Raw genomic sequence first — 17,790 nt, forward strand, 5'->3', positions numbered from 1 at the left:
CTCCTGCATCACATCATCTGACGAACTTCCAGGGAAAAGAGCATCATGTCACAGCAGGCACAGCACGGCACCAATGAAGGAGCACTGTGGGGAGGTCGTTTTTCCGGCGGCCCTTCGGAAGCCATGGCGGCGTTAAGCAAGTCCACCCATTTTGATTGGGTTCTTGCCCCATATGACGTATTGGCTTCCCAAGCCCATGCACGTGTGTTGCACAGAGCCGGTTTGCTTACTGATGAGGATTTCAGCACGATGCTCGCCGGACTCCAAGCGTTGGGTGAAGATGTGGCTTCGGGGGACTTCGGGCCAGAGGACGCCGATGAGGATGTTCACGGTGCGATGGAGCGTGGACTGATTGATCGGGTAGGTCCCGAGGTTGGCGGGCGTTTGCGCGCGGGACGTTCCCGGAATGACCAGGTGGCGACTTTGTTCCGCATGTGGCTCCGTGATGCGCTGCGGGACGTGGCTGCAGGAGTAGTCGATGTCATTGACGCTTTAATTACTCAGGCCGATCGTTATCCTGACGTCATCATGCCTGGTAAGACGCACTTTCAGGCAGCGCAGCCGGTGTTGTTAGCTCACCAACTGTTGGCGCATGCTCATCCTCTGCAGCGTGATGTGCAGCGTTTCAAGGATCTGGATAGCCGGTTGGCGGTTTCTCCTTATGGTTCGGGTGCGTTGGCTGGTTCCTCTCTAGCCTTGGATCCGGAGGCTATCGCAGAGGAACTTGGTTTTGATTCTGCTGCTGATAATTCGATCGACGCCACGTCATCCCGAGACTTCGCATCTGAAACAGCTTTTGTCCTTGCCCAGACTGCGGTTGATCTTTCCCGCCTCGCCGAAGAGATCATCGCATGGTCAACGCCTGAATTCGGTTACGTGACACTTGCCGACGCATGGTCAACTGGTTCATCGATCATGCCGCAGAAGAAAAACCCTGATGTCGCCGAGTTGATGAGAGGAAAGACTGGACGCTTAATCGGCAATCTTGCCGGCCTGATGGCTACGCTGAAGGCACAACCGTTGGCTTATAACCGAGACTTGCAGGAGGACAAGGAGCCTCTGGTGGACTCCGTGTCGCAACTCAATCTTTTGCTACCTGCAATGGCCGGACTGGTTGAGACTTTGGAATTTCATCCGGAGCGTCTGTTGGAATTGGCTCCAGCTGGTTTTACCCTTGCCACGGATCTCGCAGAATGGATGGTTCGTCAGGGAGTGCCGTTCCGTGTTGCCCATGAGGCTTCAGGCGCGTGTGTTCGCATCGCCGAGCAACGTGGTGTGGATCTGGTTGACCTCACCGATGATGAGCTTGCCAGTGCTCATGCGTCCCTCACCCCAGCGGTGCGTGAGGTTCTTACTGTGGAGGGAGCCGTTGCATCTCGCGTTACCCGTGGGGGCACTGCTGGTGTTCGAGTCGTTGAGCAGAAGGAACGCGTTCGAGCTCAGTCCGCGGAGGATCGTCAGTGGGCTAATACCAGTCCTATTCCGGGCCGGATGGAGCGGAAGTAGTTCCGGTTATCTCTCCGCACTCGGGCCCTGTATCTGCTCTCACTGAAAACATTGCGCTGCATTTCATCGAAACCTCCGCATCAACTCTCACGGAAATATCGCGTCAAAATTCATGAAAGAAAGTTGGACTCTCGTGAGGGGTCGAGAACCGACGTGCTCCTAGCGAGGGGCTAGACTGTGTAAGCATGATTGATTCCCAGCTTCTTGAGATTCTCGTATGCCCACAGGATAAGGGCCCTTTGGAGCAGCATGGTGACTATTTGGTGAATACTCGCTTGGGAAAGGCCTATCCAGTGCAGGATGGAATCCCCGTTTTGCTTATCGATGAGGCTGTGGACTGGCCGCTGGAGTGATGTCCATAATCACTTCTGTCGTCTGATCGCTTTACTTAACAGGTTTTCACTGTCACATTTTCCTTCCTCCTTAGTGCAGATTTGTCCATTACAGTTACAGTTTTGTCCTGCCGTTCACAGATTTATCCCCTCTTCACCTAAAGGACTGAGATTTCATCATGGTTGAACACACAGCCAACATTATTGACGAGTTAGAATGGCGCGGTCTTATAGCCCAGTCAACTGATATCGATGCTTTGCGCCAGCAGATGTCACAGCCAACTACCGCATACGTCGGTTTCGATCCAACGGGACCTTCTTTGCATGCAGGGCATCTCGTTCCTCTGTTGATGCTGAAGCGTCTACAGCTAGCTGGTCATACCCCTATTGTTCTTGCAGGTGGTGCCACAGGAATGATCGGTGATCCGCGTGAAGTAGGAGAACGCTCGATGCACGCCGAATCCACTGTGGCCGATTGGGCTGAGCGGATCTCTGGACAGCTTTCCCGCTTTGTGTCTTTCGAAGGTGAGAATAAAGCGATTCTGGTCAACAACTATGACTGGGTTTCCAAAATGTCAGTGATCGAGTTTTTGCGTGATCTAGGGAAGAACTTCTCCATTAACACCATGATTGGTCGTGAGACAGTTAAACGTCGTCTGGAAACTGACGGAATTTCTTATACAGAGTTTTCCTACATGCTTCTGCAGGCCAACGATTTTGTGCACTTGCGGCGCACGTATAACGCACGGCTCCAAATGGGGGGTTCTGACCAATGGGGAAACATTATTAGTGGCGTCGACCTCAATCGTCGTCTCGACGGGGAACAGGTCCATGCACTGACCGTTCCTCTCGTTACGGATAGCGAGGGGAACAAGTTCGGTAAGTCTACTGGTGGCGGAAAACTTTGGTTAGATCCAGAGATGACCAGTCCATACAGCTGGTACCAGTACTTCATCAATACGAATGATGCAGATGTTATTCGCTATCTCCGCTGGTTCACATTTCTCGACCGCGGAGAGTTAGATCGCCTGAATACTGAGGTAGAGGAGCGCCCGTATAAACGCGAAGCTCAGCGAATTCTAGCTCAGGAAATGACCAGGTTGGTTCATGGGGACGACGCCGTGAGAAAGGTAGAAACCGCTGCTCAAGCACTATTTGGCAAGGCGGAGTTATCAGAGCTAGATGAGCAGACCCTGGCCGCAGCGCTGCAGGAGACAGAAATCGCCGAAGTGTCAGGGCAGGTAAACATTGTGGATCTGTTGGTTGAGGCTGGGTTGGAAAAATCAAAGGGAGCTGCTCGACGCACTGTCACTGAAGGTGGTGCTTACGTCAATAATCAACGGGTAGAAGATATTGAGTGGGTACCAACGGAGGAAGACCTGCTTCATGGCTCGTGGCTGGTTCTTCGTAAAGGTAAGAAACGTTTCGCAGGGGCGAAGGTTGTGTCCTAGACAGAGTTGTGTCCTAGATGTGGGCTTCGGTGAAGTCTTCGAGGTGGCCTTCGAAGACATGAACATAACTCAATAGACGTATTAACGTTTGGTGAAAATGTGGTGTGAGCTGGTGATTTGTCAAGGTGTGGGGTGGTGTGTAAATTAGTTCAGGTCGCAGCGAGCGCTGGTGGTTGTTGTGCTGGTGGTTGTTGTGTGCGATTGTTGTTTGAGAACTCAATAGTGTGATGAACCAAGTTTTTGGATTCCACAGTGCCGCCTGGTGTTTTCTGGGTGGTATCACGGTTTGTGCCATGCGTGGCTGATCCGCTTTTTTGGAAGTGTTCATTGTCTTTGTCATGCAACGGGATGGTGAGTGTGTCGGTTGCGGTTTGTTTGGTGTGCACCCGGTCTGCTGTAGCGAGCAGATTGTTGTTGTGTGGAAACGTGATGTGATGATTCTTTGTTCACCGGTGGTGGTGGGCGAGGGGTTGTTGTCTACTGTGGCTGGTTGTGGGAGACCCCGCCCCGTGGGGTTGGTGATCATGGCCAGGTTTTTGTTTTTTGTCAGTAGTTTTTATTTTTTTGCCAGTTTTTGGCTCTTTGTATTGTAGTGCCGAATGGCTTTTATGGAGAGTTTGATCCTGGCTCAGGACGAACGCTGGCGGCGTGCTTAACACATGCAAGTCGAACGGAAAGGCCTCTAGCTTGCTAGGGGTACTCGAGTGGCGAACGGGTGAGTAACACGTGGGTGATCTGCCCTGCACTTCGGGATAAGCCTGGGAAACTGGGTCTAATACCGGATAGGACTGTTCTTTAGTGTGAATGGTGGAAAGTTTTTTCGGTGTAGGATGAGCCCGCGGCCTATCAGCTTGTTGGTGGGGTAATGGCCTACCAAGGCGACGACGGGTAGCCGGCCTGAGAGGGTGTACGGCCACATTGGGACTGAGACACGGCCCAGACTCCTACGGGAGGCAGCAGTGGGGAATATTGCACAATGGGCGCAAGCCTGATGCAGCGACGCCGCGTGAGGGATGACGGCCTTCGGGTTGTAAACCTCTTTCGCTAGGGAAGAAGCCTGTTGGGTGACGGTACCTGGATAAGAAGCACCGGCTAACTACGTGCCAGCAGCCGCGGTAATACGTAGGGTGCGAGCGTTGTCCGGAATTACTGGGCGTAAAGAGCTCGTAGGTGGTTTGTCGCGTCGCTTGTGAAAACCCGGGGCTTAACTCCGGGCCTGCAGGCGATACGGGCATAACTAGAGTGCTGTAGGGGAGACTGGAATTCCTGGTGTAGCGGTGAAATGCGCAGATATCAGGAGGAACACCGATGGCGAAGGCAGGTCTCTGGGCAGTAACTGACGCTGAGGAGCGAAAGCATGGGTAGCGAACAGGATTAGATACCCTGGTAGTCCATGCCGTAAACGGTGGGCGCTAGGTGTGGGGATTTTTCTACGATTTCCGTGCCGTAGCTAACGCATTAAGCGCCCCGCCTGGGGAGTACGGCCGCAAGGCTAAAACTCAAAGGAATTGACGGGGGCCCGCACAAGCGGCGGAGCATGTGGATTAATTCGATGCAACGCGAAGAACCTTACCTGGGCTTGACATACACCAGATCGCTGCAGAGATGTAGTTTCCCTTGTGGTTGGTGTACAGGTGGTGCATGGTTGTCGTCAGCTCGTGTCGTGAGATGTTGGGTTAAGTCCCGCAACGAGCGCAACCCTTGTCTTGTGTTGCCAGCACGTCGTGGTGGGGACTCGCGAGAGACTGCCGGGGTTAACTCGGAGGAAGGTGGGGATGACGTCAAATCATCATGCCCCTTATGTCCAGGGCTTCACACATGCTACAATGGTCGGTACAGAGGGTCGCGATACCGTGAGGTGGAGCTAATCCCTGAAAGTCGGCCTCAGTTCGGATTGGAGTCTGCAACTCGACTCCATGAAGTCGGAGTCGCTAGTAATCGCAGATCAGCAACGCTGCGGTGAATACGTTCCCGGGCCTTGTACACACCGCCCGTCACGTCATGAAAGTTGGTAACACCCGAAGCCAGTGGCCTAACCTTTGTGGAGGGAGCTGTCGAAGGTGGGACTGGCGATTGGGACGAAGTCGTAACAAGGTAGCCGTACCGGAAGGTGCGGCTGGATCACCTCCTTTCTATGGAGTTTTTATTGTTTTTGTCGGGGTAGTTTGTGCACTGGATGTGTGTGGTGGTGGCTGCTTTGTGTGAGTGGTTGTGGGATTCGTTGGTTTGTCATGTCTGTTGGGTGTCTGGGGCAATGGTTGTGTTGTTCCTGTGAATGTGTGCTGCTGTGTGCGTGTGTGCGTGTGTGGTGGTGCGTGTTGTGTTGTGTGAGAACTGTATAGTGGACGCGAGTATCTTCTTTTTGCATTTGTTTTGTAAGTTCATCGTCGGTGGCTGATGGTCTGTTGTGGCTGTTGGTTGCTGTTGTTGCTTTAGTAATTGTTGTAAGGGCACACGGTGGATGCCTTGGCATAGTGAGCCGATGAAGGACGTGTAAGGCTGCGTTAAGCCTCGGGGAGTTGCCAATAGAGCGTTGATCCGAGGATGTCCGAATGGGGAAACCCGGCCGTGGTTATGTGCGGTCACCTGCCACTGAATTCATAGGTGGTGTGGAGGGAACGCGGGGAAGTGAAACATCTCAGTACCCGTAGGAGAAGAAAATAATAATGATTCTGCTAGTAGTGGCGAACGAACGTGGATTTTTGGCTAAACCATATGCGTGTGATACCTGGCAGGGGTTGCGTGTGTGGGGTTGTGGGGTCTTGATGTGCGGTGCTGCCATGCCGTGCCTTGCGCATGTGTGTTAGCGGAAGTGGTTTGGAATGGCCTGCCGTAGACGGTGAGAGTCCGGTACGTGAAAGCATGTGTGTGTGGGGTTGTTGAGTGTCCCCGAGTAGCAGCGGGCTCGTGGAATCTGCTGTGAATCTGCCGGGACCACCCGGTAAGCCTGAATACTCGACTGTGACCGATAGCGGAGTAGTACCGTGAGGGAATGGTGAAAAGTACCCCGGGAGGGGAGTGAAATAGTACCTGAAACCGTGTGCTTACAATCCGTCAGAGCCTTGTTTGTGGGGTGATGGCGTGCCTTTTGAAGAATGAGCCTGCGAGTCAGCGGCATGTCGCGAGGTTAACCCGTTGTGTGGGGTAGTCGTAGCGAAAGCGAATACTAATTGAGTGTGTTGTGTAGTGGCATGTCCTGGACCCGAAGCGGGGTGATCTACCCATGGCCAGTGTGAAGCAGAGGTAAGACTCTGTGGAGGCGCGAACCCACTTAGGTTGAAAACTGAGGGGATGAGTTGTGGGTAGGGGTGAAAGGCCAATCAAACTCCGTGATAGCTGGTTCTCCCCGAAATGCATTTAGGTGCAGCGTCGTGTGTTTCTTGCCGGAGGTAGAGCTACTGGTTGGTTTAGCGGGACTATCATCTTAGCGACATCAGCCAAACTCCGAATGCCGGTAAGTGAGAGCGCGGCAGTGAGACTGCGGGGGATAAGCTTCGTAGTCGAGAGGGAAACAGCCCAGATCGCCGGTTAAGGCCCCTAAGAGTGTACTAAGTGGAAAAGGATGTGGGATCGCGAAGACAGCCAGGAGGTTGGCTTAGAAGCAGCCATCCTTGAAAGAGTGCGTAATAGCTCACTGGTCGAGTGGTTCTGCGCCGACAATGTAGTGGGGCTCAAGTACACCGCCGAAGCCGCGGCATTCAGTGTTGTGCTGGATGGGTAGGGGAGCGTCGTGTGGCCGTTGAAGGTGCGGGGTGACCTAGTGCTGGAGGCTATGCGAGTGAGAATGCAGGCATGAGTAGCGAATGATGAGTGAGAAACTCATCCGCCGGATGACTAAGGGTTCCTGGGTCAAGCTAATCTTCCCAGGGTGAGTCGGGACCTAAGGCGAGGCCGACAGGCGTAGTCGATGGATAACGGGTTGATATTCCCGTACCCGTGTGTGTGCGACCAATGGTGAATCAGTGATACTAACCACCCAAATGTTTGTGTGCGGCTTTTTTGAAGTTGTGTATGAGCGGCTGCGTGGGACCTGAGCTGGTAGTAGCCAAGCGATGGGGTGACGCAGGAAGGTAGCCAAGCCACTTATTGGATTGTGGTGTAAGCGTGTGGCCCGTGGACAGTGGTAAATCCGGTCCTGTGTGGGTGAGGCGTGATGCGTACCCGTTGTGGGGATGTTGGTGATCCTATGCTGTCGAGAAAAGCCTCTAGTGAGTGCATATTCGGCCCGTACCCGAAACCGACACAGGTGGTCAGGTAGAGAATACTAAGGCGATCGGGTGAACTGTGGTTAAGGAACTCGGCAAAATGCCCCCGTAACTTCGGGAGAAGGGGGACCACTGCTGGTGACAGACTGGTTGAGCTGGTGGTGGTCGCAGAGAGTAGAGGGAAGCGACTGTTTACTAAAAACACAGGTCCGTGCGAAGACGTTGAAGTCGATGTATACGGACTGACGCCTGCCCGGTGCTGGAAGGTTAAGAGGACCTGTTAGATCTTTGTGGTCGAAGCGGAGAATTTAAGCCCCAGTAAACGGCGGTGGTAACTATAACCATCCTAAGGTAGCGAAATTCCTTGTCGGGTAAGTTCCGACCTGCACGAATGGCGTAACGACTTCTCTGCTGTCTCAACCACAGGCCCGGCGAAATTGCAGTACGAGTAAAGATGCTCGTTACGCGCGGCAGGACGAAAAGACCCCGGGACCTTCACTATAGCTTGGTATTGGTGTTTGGTTCGGTTTGTGTAGGATAGGTGGGAGACTGTGAAGTGGCCACGCCAGTGGTTGTGGAGTCGTTGTTGAAATACCACTCTGATCGTATTGAGCATCTCAACCTCGGCCCGTGATCCGGGTTAGGGACAGTGCCTGGTGGGTAGTTTAACTGGGGCGGTTGCCTCCCAAAGAGTAACGGAGGCGCCCAAAGGTTCCCTCAGCCTGGTTGGCAATCAGGTGGTGAGTGTAAGTGCACAAGGGAGCTTGACTGTGAGACTGACAGGTCGAGCAGGGACGAAAGTCGGGACTAGTGATCCGGCACCGGCTTGTGGAAGCGGTGTCGCTCAACGGATAAAAGGTACCCCGGGGATAACAGGCTGATCTTCCCCAAGAGTCCATATCGACGGGATGGTTTGGCACCTCGATGTCGGCTCGTCGCATCCTGGGGCTGGAGTAGGTCCCAAGGGTTGGGCTGTTCGCCCATTAAAGCGGCACGCGAGCTGGGTTTAGAACGTCGTGAGACAGTTCGGTCTCTATCCGCCGTGCGCGTTGAAACTTGAGAAAGGCTGACCCTAGTACGAGAGGACCGGGTTGGACATACCTCTGGTGGGCCAGTTGTCACGCCCGTGGCATGGCTGGTTGGCTACGTATGGGAGGGATAACCGCTGAAAGCATCTAAGCGGGAAGCCTGTTTCGAGATGAGGTTTCGTTTGAGGTTCCCTAGAGATGATGGGGTTGATAGGCCGGATCTGGAAGCGCTGTGAGGTGTGGAGGTGACCGGTACTAATTGGCCGAGATGGTTGTTAAAGCTTGTGTGGTGGGCTTGCTTGTGTGTGGGGATGTTCGCGTTCGTTGTGCAGTGTCTGGGACAGCACCTGCACTGGCTGTGTTGGCTGCCGTTGTGGTGGTTGGTGTGGTTGGGTGTGTGTTCTTTGTTGTGTGTGTCGGTGGTTGTTAGCGGCGGGGTCACGCCCGGTCCCTTTCCGAACCCGGAAGCTAAGCCTGTCTGCGCCGATGGTACTGCACCTGGGAGGGTGTGGGAGAGTAGGTCACCGCCGGCCTAAAAACTTAAATACATGGTGGGTGTGGATGTAAGTAATCTGTATGGTTGCTTACATCTACACCCACCTTTTGTTTGTGCGGGGAATCCGCGGAGTGATTCTTCGCGATGTTGCGTGATGATTCCTGGTGTTGACGCATTACGTGGCGATTACTCTAAGCCACACACTAGGCAACTTTCTGTCTAGAATAAATCGAATAAGTTTAACGGATAACTGAGAGGACTTCGCATGTCTGAGCACTCCGGTAGCGGCCGTCGTAGCCAGAATAAAGGCTTTGGGCAGCGCCGTAACTTCGGATCGAGTCATCGGAGTGACGGAGGAAATCGAGACTTCAAAGGTCGCAGCAACAGCGACCGTTTTCGAACGCGAAGCAAGAAGGAGAATGGGGCTTCCGGTAGCTCTTGGAAGAAAGATGGCGACCATCGCCACCGTCACGGCTCGCGTGACGTCCGAGACAATAACTATCATTACGGTTCTCGTTCTCAGAGGTCCTCGTGGGATGACCGGCATAACAATTTCGATGGCAATGGAGGTAACCCGGCCCGCCGTCGCAATGGTTACGATGATGCAGGTGCTAGCCCATCTCGCAATCGCACGAATTCTGGGTATTCTTCCGGTGACGCTGGGTCTCGGGAGAAGCGGAATAACAAATACGATGCTCGCCGCGGTGATAAGAAAAAGTTCAAACACGCTAACCGCGGGGGCGTCAACCGAGCTCGTCATTCCGGTCCTCAACGCTCAGGCTACCGCGAAGAACGTTTAAACAAACGGCTCAATGAGCCACAAGTTCCCGATCATATCGATCCGCGGGACCTTGACCCTGCTGTGCGGCAAGAGTTGCGAAGCCTTTCCAAGGACAACGCCGATAAAGTCGCTAAGCACCTCATCATGTCAGTTCTTCTTTTGGACGAAGACACAGACAAAGCGTTGGCTCACGCTCGAGCAGCAAAAGACCGTGCCGGTCGTGTTTCGGTTACTCGAGAAACAAACGGTATCGCTGCGTATCATGCTGGGGAATGGAAGGAAGCCATTTCCGAATTACGAGCGGCCCGCCGAATGTCTGGTGGCCCAGGTATGATAGCCGTTTTGGCGGACTGCGAACGCGCACTTGGCCGACCCGAAAAAGCAATAGAGGTGGGGCGTGAATATGACACCTCCACGTTAGATCCTGAGACTCGCATCGAATTAGCAATTGTCTTGTCCGGTGCGCACCACGATCTCAGCAACAATCGTGCTGCCCTCGCTGAGTTGGAAGAGGTGCTCGATATCTCGGATATTCCTGAGATGTCGCGGCTCCGGCTGTACTATGCCTATGCTGATTCTCTAGAAATCGCCGGTCGTCGCGAAGACGCAACCTTATGGTTCGAAAGAGCTGACGAACTTGACCAGGGCGGATTTATGGACACTGAGGAACGGCTGGCTTCGTTGAGGAAAGAAGGCGAGTAACACTCATCATGGCATTGGAAATTCTCGACCACTACGATGCCATTCTTGCTGACCTTGACGGCACCGTTTTTGAGGGCGGACGGCCAGTGGTTGGCGCTGCTGATGGATTAGCCAACCGCCGCGTCATGTACGTCACCAATAATGCATCACGGGCGCCACAGTCGGTGGCTGCACACCTCACCTCCTTAGGATTTAACGCTACAGCTGATCAGGTGCTCACTAGCGCAGAAGCCGCCTGCTCACTGGGACGATCACTCGTAAATAAAGAGAATGCAACTGCATTCGTCATCGGCGCTGATTCTTTTAAAGATGTTGCCCGTGCAGCAGGTTTCACCGTTGTGGATTCAGCCGATGATCATCCGGACGTCGTTTTTCAAGGGCATACCCCCGACAACACTTGGGCGTTGCTTTCAGAAGGAGCATTGGCGATTAGGCGTGGTGCGAAGTATATCGCCTCCAACCTCGATACCACACTCCCTAGCGAGAGAGGATTAATGGTTGGCAATGGTTCCATGGTTGCAGCTGTGGTCTCAGCAACAGGTGTTGAGCCAGTCAGTGCCGGTAAACCGGGCCCGGAGATGTTTAGAGTAGCTGCGAAACGTCTCGGATCCACAAAGCCTCTCGTTGTGGGAGATCGACTGGACACCGATATTGCCGGTGGTATTGCTGCGGGTATGGATACGCTTTGTACTGTGACGGGTGTGTCGGGACATCGTGAATTACTCAGCACCAAATTCCGTCCCACCTACATCGCGGGTAACATGCGTGATCACTTGGGTGGATGGCAAGCACACTATGGCGATTATTCTGGCCAATCTGCGACGATCTATGTTTCCTCGGGTGAGACCAGTGCGGATGTGCAGCTTATGGCTGCTGAGGCTGTGGCGGCGGCTGCACCACTCGTGTGGAGGACGGTGGACGAAGGTGTAGCTATAGAGCACATTCACATCGCTGCTACCAATGGCGACGACGCAGCCCACCGTGCTGTGGGGGCGTGGCGCTAATGAATAATGTCAATCCGGCAATTATCGCGGACGCGCACAGGCGGCGTCGAGAGGAAGAAAATAAAACTCCTGAGCAATGTCACGAGGAATTGGCAACTGCGGTGGACGAGTTACTTTCACGCGATGTACACGTATCCGAAGAGGTAGAACTTCTTGAACAAGCCCATCGTTTAGTCAATGAAGCACTCGGTCACAGCTAAAAGAGGACGTCAATTACATGGCAAAAAGAGGGCCTAAACTTCATCGACTCGACGTCGAGCTTGTTCGACGCAAAATCGCTCGCAGTCGGGAGCACGCTCAAGACATGATCAAGACTGGTCGGGTGAGTGTCAACGGTATGGTTGCTCAAAAACCTGCCACCGGTGTAGATGGCAACGTCTCCATCAAGGTGGTGGCGAGTGATGACGATCGCTGGGCATCCCGCGGTGCGCACAAACTGCTGGGTGCACTAGAAGTTTTTGAACCTCTTGGGCTGAGTCTCGAGGGGAAAACGGTCCTGGACGCTGGTGCCTCCACCGGAGGTTTCACTGATGTGTGTTTGGACAGAAACGCCGCTCGTGTTTATGCCGTAGATGTGGGGTACGGCCAGCTCATCTGGCGACTGCAAAATGATCCACGCGTCGATGTCCACGACCGTACAAATGTCCGCACTCTCACCCCCGATATTCTCGGTGCTCAAGCCGATGTAATGGTGGGCGACTTGTCCTTTATCTCCATCGAATTGGTCTTGCCAGCCCTCGCTGGATGCGTGAGGGAAGGCGGTGACCTGCTACCGATGGTGAAACCACAGTTTGAGGTAGGCAAAGATAGGCTTGGCCATGGAGGCGTGGTGCGAAGTCCGGCGCTGCGCACGGAGGTAACTAAAACCATCTCTGTCGCCGCAATGAAGTATGGTTTATCAACGAAGGGCGTGGTGGCTTCGCCTCTTCCTGGCCCAAGTGGAAATGTTGAATTTTTCCTCTGGCTTGTGAAGGACGGGGGTGCGGCCATGCCAACGATGGATGAATTAGACGCTATGATCGCAACGGCTATTAAGGAGGGCCCACAATGACGGAGAACCGTGAGGTGCTACTGGTCGCACACACCGGTGTCCATGAAAACTTGGGCCTAGCAGCTGAAGCCGCTTCCCGTTTAAAGGAAGGCGGCATCGACGTTCGCGTGATGGCGACAGCCGATCCCGCACCAGTGGCACGCCATGAAATCTTGGGTCGTTTTAAGCGTTTCGGTCACACTCGTGAAGCTGCTACCGGTGTGGAACTGGTTCTAGTCTTGGGGGGTGATGGAACCTTCCTGCGCGCTGCTGACATCGCTCATTCTGCAGATGTTCCCGTACTCGGAGTAAATATGGGTCACATCGGTTTTCTCGCCGAATGGGAGCAAGAGTCATTGCAGGAGGCGATTGACCGGGTCATCGACAAGGATTACCACGTCGAGGATCGCATGACGTTATCTATTACCGTGCGTGACGGTGATGGACGCGTTTTAGGTACAGGTTGGGCTCTTAACGAGTGCTCGGTGGAGAACCTTAACCGTCAAGGTGTGTTAGATACGATCCTGGAGATTGATCAGCGCCCCGTCTCATCCTTTGGCTGTGATGGAGTGCTTGTTTCCACCCCGACCGGGTCGACTGCGTATGCATTCTCTGCGGGCGGACCTGTGTTGTGGCCTGAGCTTGATGCGATTCTTGTGGTTCCGTCTAATGCCCATGCGCTGTTCAGCCGACCACTGGTGGTATCGCCCAATTCTGATGTGGCGGTAGAAACTAACCCCATGACCTCTCCAGCTACCGCCGTAATGGATGGTTTCCGACAGATTCATATGCCTCCTGGAGCACGCGTTGAGATCCGCCGTGGACCGCAACCTGTGCGTTGGGTTCGTTTGGACTCTGCTCCATTCACCGACCGTCTAGTGAGTAAGTTCCGTTTGCCAGTCACTGGCTGGAGGGGTCCGCGCCGCTAGTATGCTGCATGAACTCCATATCCAAAATCTTGGCGTGATTGAAGAAACTACCGCTGAGTTTGATTCTGGTTTGACCGTTGTCACTGGCGAAACGGGCGCGGGCAAGACGATGGTGGTCACCAGTCTGCGCCTGCTTTCAGGTACACGAGCAGACGCTTCCCGGGTACGATCAGGTGCTGACCGAGCTGTGGTGGAAGGAATCTTTTCTTTCGACGCTTCCAGCCAGTCATCCATCGCTCATCTTGTCAATGAAGTCGGTGGATATGTAGACAACGATGAGGTCATCGCTTCCCGTACCGTGACCTCTGCTGGACGATCCAGAGCTCATTTGGCTGGCAAGACTGTTGCGGCCGGTGTACTAAGCGATTTTTCTCGCGATCTGATCACTATTCACGGGCAAAATGACCAGCTGCGACTTCTAGACCCTGTACGACAGCTCGCCATTGTGGATGATTTTGCTGGCACTGGGGACGTGGTGGCGTCGTACCAAGAAAAAAGATCAGCATGGCAGAGGCTGGAGAAAGATTTGCAGCGCAGAGTGAAGGCCCGGCGGGAGCTTGCGCTTGAAACAGAAACGCTGCAACGAGCCATCGAGACGATCGATGAAATTGACCCTCAGCCGGGGGAAGACGAGGAGCTAAAGCTCACAATCACCCGCTTGCAAGATGCCGATGATGTGCGAGCATACATTACACAGGCTCTAGCGGTTATCGATGGTTCCACCGGGGAGGAGAATGTTGGGCAGCAGACCGCGGTGGATCTCGTCACTTATGCTGAAAGTTCCCTACGCAGAGGGGATGAGCAGCTCGAAGCTTTGGCAGATCGTCTTGCCGAGGTTAATACCGTACTCAGCGATATCGCGATGGAGGCAGGACAAGCCCTGGCTGCAGTACCGGATCCGGATGAACTAGAGGGACTGCTGCAGCGACAAGCAGAACTACGGGAATTGCGTAAGTTCGCCGTGGATGTGGACGGAGCGATTGCCTGGCGCGATGAGGCGCGTGAACGTCTGGCCAGCATGGATGTTTCTGGGGAAGCGATTGACAAGCTCAGAGGCGAAGTAGAATCAGCGCACGCTGAAATGATGTCCATTGGTGCAGAATTATCGAAAAAACGTGCAGCAGCGGCTAAAAAGTTTGCAGCAGCGGTAACTAAGGAGATTAAAGGTTTACATATGGCTGCAGAAGTCCGTGTGGAACTAGCACACGGTGAACCAGGGCCGTATGGGTTAGACGATGTTGAATTTCTGTTGGTTCAGGGAGGTCACGCCAATGCATTGGCAGGTAGCGCATCTGGCGGTGAGTTATCGCGTGTAATGCTCGCTCTCGAGGTTATCTTGGCGGGTAAGGGGCGGACGATGGTCTTTGATGAGGTAGATGCCGGTGTGGGGGGTAAGGCTGCTGTAGAGATTGGTCGTAGGCTGGCTCGGCTTGCCGTGGATAACCAAGTGATAGTGGTGACTCACTTACCCCAAGTGGCGGCTTTCGCCGATGCTCACGCGTATGTTGCTAAAGATGCAACAGAGACTTCGGTAACGAGTTCAGTTAAACGTTTAAACGCTGAAGAACGCATAGAAGAACTGAGTCGCATGTTGGCAGGATTGGAATCTGAGACCGGACGGGCTCATGCGGAAGAGCTGCTAGCGATGGCACAGCGGTATAGAACAAGTTTGTAATTTAAAACTTTTTCTTTTTAGGTCTAGCGCTAGCAACGTAAAAGCGACTAGGATACTCCGATAGGTGGGGGATGCCTCGTTGGGGGACCCGCACCTACTAGAGAAGTTTCCACGGATCTGTAGGGGAAGGCAGTTGGGATATGGGGCGCTTCATCCGGCAAACAAGCACAACGTTGAATGTTGTGATTGCTACGGCAATGGTTGGGGGCCTTGTTGCTGGGTGTGGCGTTGGTGAGACCAACATGCCTGCAAAGTCTGAGGGGGAAGTGATCCATACTGAGGGTGGTACAAAGAGCGCTGCTCCAGTGGTCACAAAGGACGGACGGATGCTCAAACCGGAAGGGTATGAAGGGATCTGGTTCGAGACAGAACCTACAGATCCGTGGGAACGACTTGTCTGGCTGTCCCAGGAATTCGTGGGGGATCCGGTATTCCTGGGGCAGCTTGGACCTAACGATGCAGCGGATGCTTTTACTGGCCAACCGGATATTTGCAGTGATGAACTAGTTGCTCGAATGGAGTCTATGGGGCTCGAGAACCGAAAGGGAGTCAACGCGCCTAGACTTTACTCCTGTGATTTTGAATTGAAGTTGAAAGAAAACGATTTTTTTAATGCTTTCTTCTCTATAGAGATGATCAGAATATCGGGCAGGCCAAATTTTGATTCAATTGACTATAATTTCGGACCAAAAACAAGTAACATTGTTCGCAGAGTTCCGGGTGCAAAGGTAGACTTGCACTGTGTTGCGGTGGAGGAAATTGAAGCAAGTGATTCGATTATCCTGATATCGAGTCTTTTACCTGGCGAGAGTAAAGGCTTCAAGGAAGCTTGCCGTCGTTCTTACAATCTGTATTGGACTTTTAAAAATCTGGGGATATTGGAGGGGGCTAAGTGATCGTCTTTGATTTGACTTCTATGCGGTCAATCGGCCAGTTATTGCAGGGCGCAAACTTATCTTTGTTTGATGTGGCCCGTGCGGCAAGAAATTTTGGGGTTTTTACCGGTTTGCCGTCATTATCTAATGCATTTACACAATATCAAAGTATTTTTAGTGGGCAAGTCGGTTCGGTAGAGAACGTTGTCTTGTCTTTGCAGGGTGACATCCAATGGTTACAAGAGATGTTCACGTCGCATATCACGGCTTTTGACCTTCAGGATAGGATTTCAGCTGGATCGTTCGACCGGATGAACTCTGTTGTCGAATTGCCCGATGTGCACGTGGATGTACCTATGCCCCCGAGGTTGTTTAAGCCGATCAGTAATCTTCTTTATGCAACTCCTGTTGCGGTGGTGGAAGCCAGCACTCCATTGGAGCCATTGATAACTATGTTTGAAGGTAATGATGGCGCTCCAATGCAAATGGCAGCCGAATGGTCTATGGTTGCTTCTGAGCTAATGGTATCCATGGAAGCTTTACAGACAGCGGCGTCCACCATTGCCGTCGCTGCTCAGGGTTATTCTTTTGATGCGGCTCGAGAAGCAATTACCGATGTAATTACACTGGGACGTACTGTCGCCACCAATGCCAAACTTATGGCAGATTCCATTGCAAAGTTCCCAGCCGTAAGAATTGCTAACTTGGCTGCATTGCGGAACATTCAAGCAACTACAGCCACGATTCAAAATCCGCTTGAAAAACAAGCGGTTCAACAAGCCGCAGTTGCAAACTTCGTCTCCAGTCAGCTCCAACCATCACTAGAGACTCTCAAACCGCCCGTAGCGAATTTTGGAATGCCGGTAATCGGACATACAGGCAACGGAATCCTCAACCTTTCTACTACATCTACAAGTTCGCAGCACACTGATGTCCATACACCCCACGGAGGGCTGCCGAGCCCAGCTTCGGCCGTTATCAATAACCTAGAAACGGGGACACACAATGCAATCCGGGACACCCCCGATCCCAGCGGTTCTGTCGCGCCAGCTTCAACAGCAGAAACGAAAGTGCCAAACCCGTCTCAGAGTGCTAGTCCAGTCAACGCAACGAATCTCACGAGTAATTCACACATCACAGCGCCAAATAGCCTGTCAGCGGGGAATCACGCCCCCGCTAACCCTGGAGTACTCAGCCAACCACATGCGGGACAGACTCACACATCAGGGCTGGCAACCGTCAGATCGCTGTCCTCGGTTCGAGGTGGCGTCGGCCAAACAAGTACATCTCAAACTGCGGCGGCAAAAGGTCTGGGAAGGCGGCCAGTTATTCCTCTCCTACCCAGCGCAGGTCGGATAGCAAATGGATCCGTTCGCACCGGTCTCGCTTCTCCTCAAAACATTCACCCAATAGTTGGTGGTCGCGTGGGTGAAAATGGTTCGGTTAACGGGCGAATCAATAGCCTTCCTTCCGCAGGGAATAATCGAGGAATAACAGGTAATGGCGGCAAGATAGGTGGCCTGAACACAGGGACCCACAGCTATGAATCCACAGCACAGACCCGACACCCAGCAATGGCGACCGGCGGGACAGGTGGGAGCAGTAATGGAAGAGCCGCTTACAACGCAGGAAACTCAACACGTGCACGTATACGCGACGCCAAAACTCGAGCCGGGATTTTTGGGAGGGGCCAATGGGCTCCAGGAGTTAAAGACTACTTCACTCGTCAATTCCTTGGAGAGAAAAAGCGCACCGTGAAGCAAGTTATTAAGTAGA

At 53.3% G+C, this 17,790-nt stretch carries 11 protein-coding genes and 3 rRNA genes; all 14 read left to right on the plus strand.

What is annotated here, in order from left to right; translation table 11 throughout:
• The first annotated feature begins 45 nt into the window (after nt 1-45).
• The gene (argH, locus tag GP473_RS03930) at nt 46-1,506 is read left to right on the plus strand and encodes an argininosuccinate lyase (protein ID WP_185769023.1); all 1,461 of its coding nucleotides are present in this window, start codon (nt 46-48) and stop codon (nt 1,504-1,506) included.
• Between the two features lie 185 nt (nt 1,507-1,691).
• Nucleotides 1,692-1,859: a Trm112 family protein gene (locus GP473_RS03935; protein WP_185769022.1), complete on the plus strand. Its 168-nt coding sequence runs from the start codon at nt 1,692-1,694 to the stop codon at nt 1,857-1,859.
• Nucleotides 1,860-2,017: 158 nt separating this feature from the next.
• The gene (gene tyrS, locus GP473_RS03940) at nt 2,018-3,289 is read left to right on the plus strand and encodes a tyrosine--tRNA ligase (protein ID WP_185769021.1); all 1,272 of its coding nucleotides are present in this window, start codon (nt 2,018-2,020) and stop codon (nt 3,287-3,289) included.
• A 605-nt stretch (nt 3,290-3,894) separates the two neighbouring features.
• A 16S ribosomal RNA gene (locus GP473_RS03945) occupies nt 3,895-5,421 on the plus strand.
• Between the two features lie 301 nt (nt 5,422-5,722).
• Nucleotides 5,723-8,802: ribosomal RNA gene (locus GP473_RS03950) — 23S ribosomal RNA — on the plus strand.
• 135 nt (nt 8,803-8,937) lie between these two features.
• Nucleotides 8,938-9,055 (plus strand): 5S ribosomal RNA (rrf, locus tag GP473_RS03955).
• The 16S, 23S and 5S rRNA genes sit together here, the layout of an rRNA operon.
• A 228-nt stretch (nt 9,056-9,283) precedes the next feature.
• Nucleotides 9,284-10,501, plus strand: coding sequence for a tetratricopeptide repeat protein (locus GP473_RS03960; protein ID WP_185769692.1), 1,218 nt, complete (start codon nt 9,284-9,286; stop codon nt 10,499-10,501).
• Between the two features lie 8 nt (nt 10,502-10,509).
• Nucleotides 10,510-11,505: an HAD-IIA family hydrolase gene (locus tag GP473_RS03965; RefSeq protein WP_185769693.1), complete on the plus strand. Its 996-nt coding sequence runs from the start codon at nt 10,510-10,512 to the stop codon at nt 11,503-11,505.
• The gene (locus GP473_RS03970; RefSeq protein ID WP_185770825.1) at nt 11,505-11,705 is read left to right on the plus strand and encodes a hypothetical protein; all 201 of its coding nucleotides are present in this window, start codon (nt 11,505-11,507) and stop codon (nt 11,703-11,705) included. Before GP473_RS03965 ends, GP473_RS03970 begins: the two co-directional genes overlap by 1 nt.
• Nucleotides 11,706-11,722: 17 nt before the next feature.
• On the plus strand, nt 11,723-12,556 hold the full coding sequence (locus tag GP473_RS03975) for a TlyA family RNA methyltransferase (RefSeq protein WP_185769694.1): 834 nt from the start codon (nt 11,723-11,725) through the stop codon (nt 12,554-12,556).
• Nucleotides 12,553-13,464, plus strand: coding sequence for an NAD kinase (locus tag GP473_RS03980; RefSeq protein WP_185769695.1), 912 nt, complete (start codon nt 12,553-12,555; stop codon nt 13,462-13,464). The genes GP473_RS03975 and GP473_RS03980 overlap by 4 nt, the downstream gene beginning before the upstream one ends.
• A gap of 1 nt (nt 13,465) precedes the next feature.
• Nucleotides 13,466-15,139, plus strand: a complete 1,674-nt coding sequence (gene recN / locus GP473_RS03985; protein WP_186277182.1) for a DNA repair protein RecN — start codon at nt 13,466-13,468, stop codon at nt 15,137-15,139.
• Between the two features lie 140 nt (nt 15,140-15,279).
• Nucleotides 15,280-16,035 carry a hypothetical protein gene (locus GP473_RS03990; protein WP_185769697.1) on the plus strand — a complete coding sequence of 252 codons (756 nt, stop codon included), beginning with the start codon at nt 15,280-15,282 and terminating at the stop codon, nt 16,033-16,035.
• Nucleotides 16,032-17,789: a hypothetical protein gene (locus GP473_RS03995; RefSeq protein ID WP_186277183.1), complete on the plus strand. Its 1,758-nt coding sequence runs from the start codon at nt 16,032-16,034 to the stop codon at nt 17,787-17,789. Before GP473_RS03990 ends, GP473_RS03995 begins: the two co-directional genes overlap by 4 nt.
• Nucleotide 17,790: the final 1 nt, after the last annotated feature.

Origin of the sequence: Corynebacterium anserum (assembly GCF_014262665.1) — a bacterium.
Lineage (GTDB): Bacteria > Actinomycetota > Actinomycetes > Mycobacteriales > Mycobacteriaceae > Corynebacterium > Corynebacterium anserum.

Bases quoted from the DNA above. Each gene is read 5' to 3' on its own strand.
- argH (WP_185769023.1), top strand. From the start codon at position 46: ATGTCACAGCAGGCACAGCACGGCACCAATGAAGGAGCACTGTGGGGA.
- GP473_RS03935 (WP_185769022.1), top strand. From the start codon at position 1,692: ATGATTGATTCCCAGCTTCTTGAGATTCTCGTATGCCCACAGGATAAG.
- tyrS (WP_185769021.1), top strand. From the start codon at position 2,018: ATGGTTGAACACACAGCCAACATTATTGACGAGTTAGAATGGCGCGGT.
- GP473_RS03960 (WP_185769692.1), top strand. From the start codon at position 9,284: ATGTCTGAGCACTCCGGTAGCGGCCGTCGTAGCCAGAATAAAGGCTTT.
- GP473_RS03965 (WP_185769693.1), top strand. From the start codon at position 10,510: ATGGCATTGGAAATTCTCGACCACTACGATGCCATTCTTGCTGACCTT.
- GP473_RS03970 (WP_185770825.1), top strand. From the start codon at position 11,505: ATGAATAATGTCAATCCGGCAATTATCGCGGACGCGCACAGGCGGCGT.
- GP473_RS03975 (WP_185769694.1), top strand. From the start codon at position 11,723: ATGGCAAAAAGAGGGCCTAAACTTCATCGACTCGACGTCGAGCTTGTT.
- GP473_RS03980 (WP_185769695.1), top strand. From the start codon at position 12,553: ATGACGGAGAACCGTGAGGTGCTACTGGTCGCACACACCGGTGTCCAT.
- recN (WP_186277182.1), top strand. From the start codon at position 13,466: ATGCTGCATGAACTCCATATCCAAAATCTTGGCGTGATTGAAGAAACT.
- GP473_RS03990 (WP_185769697.1), top strand. From the start codon at position 15,280: ATGGGGCGCTTCATCCGGCAAACAAGCACAACGTTGAATGTTGTGATT.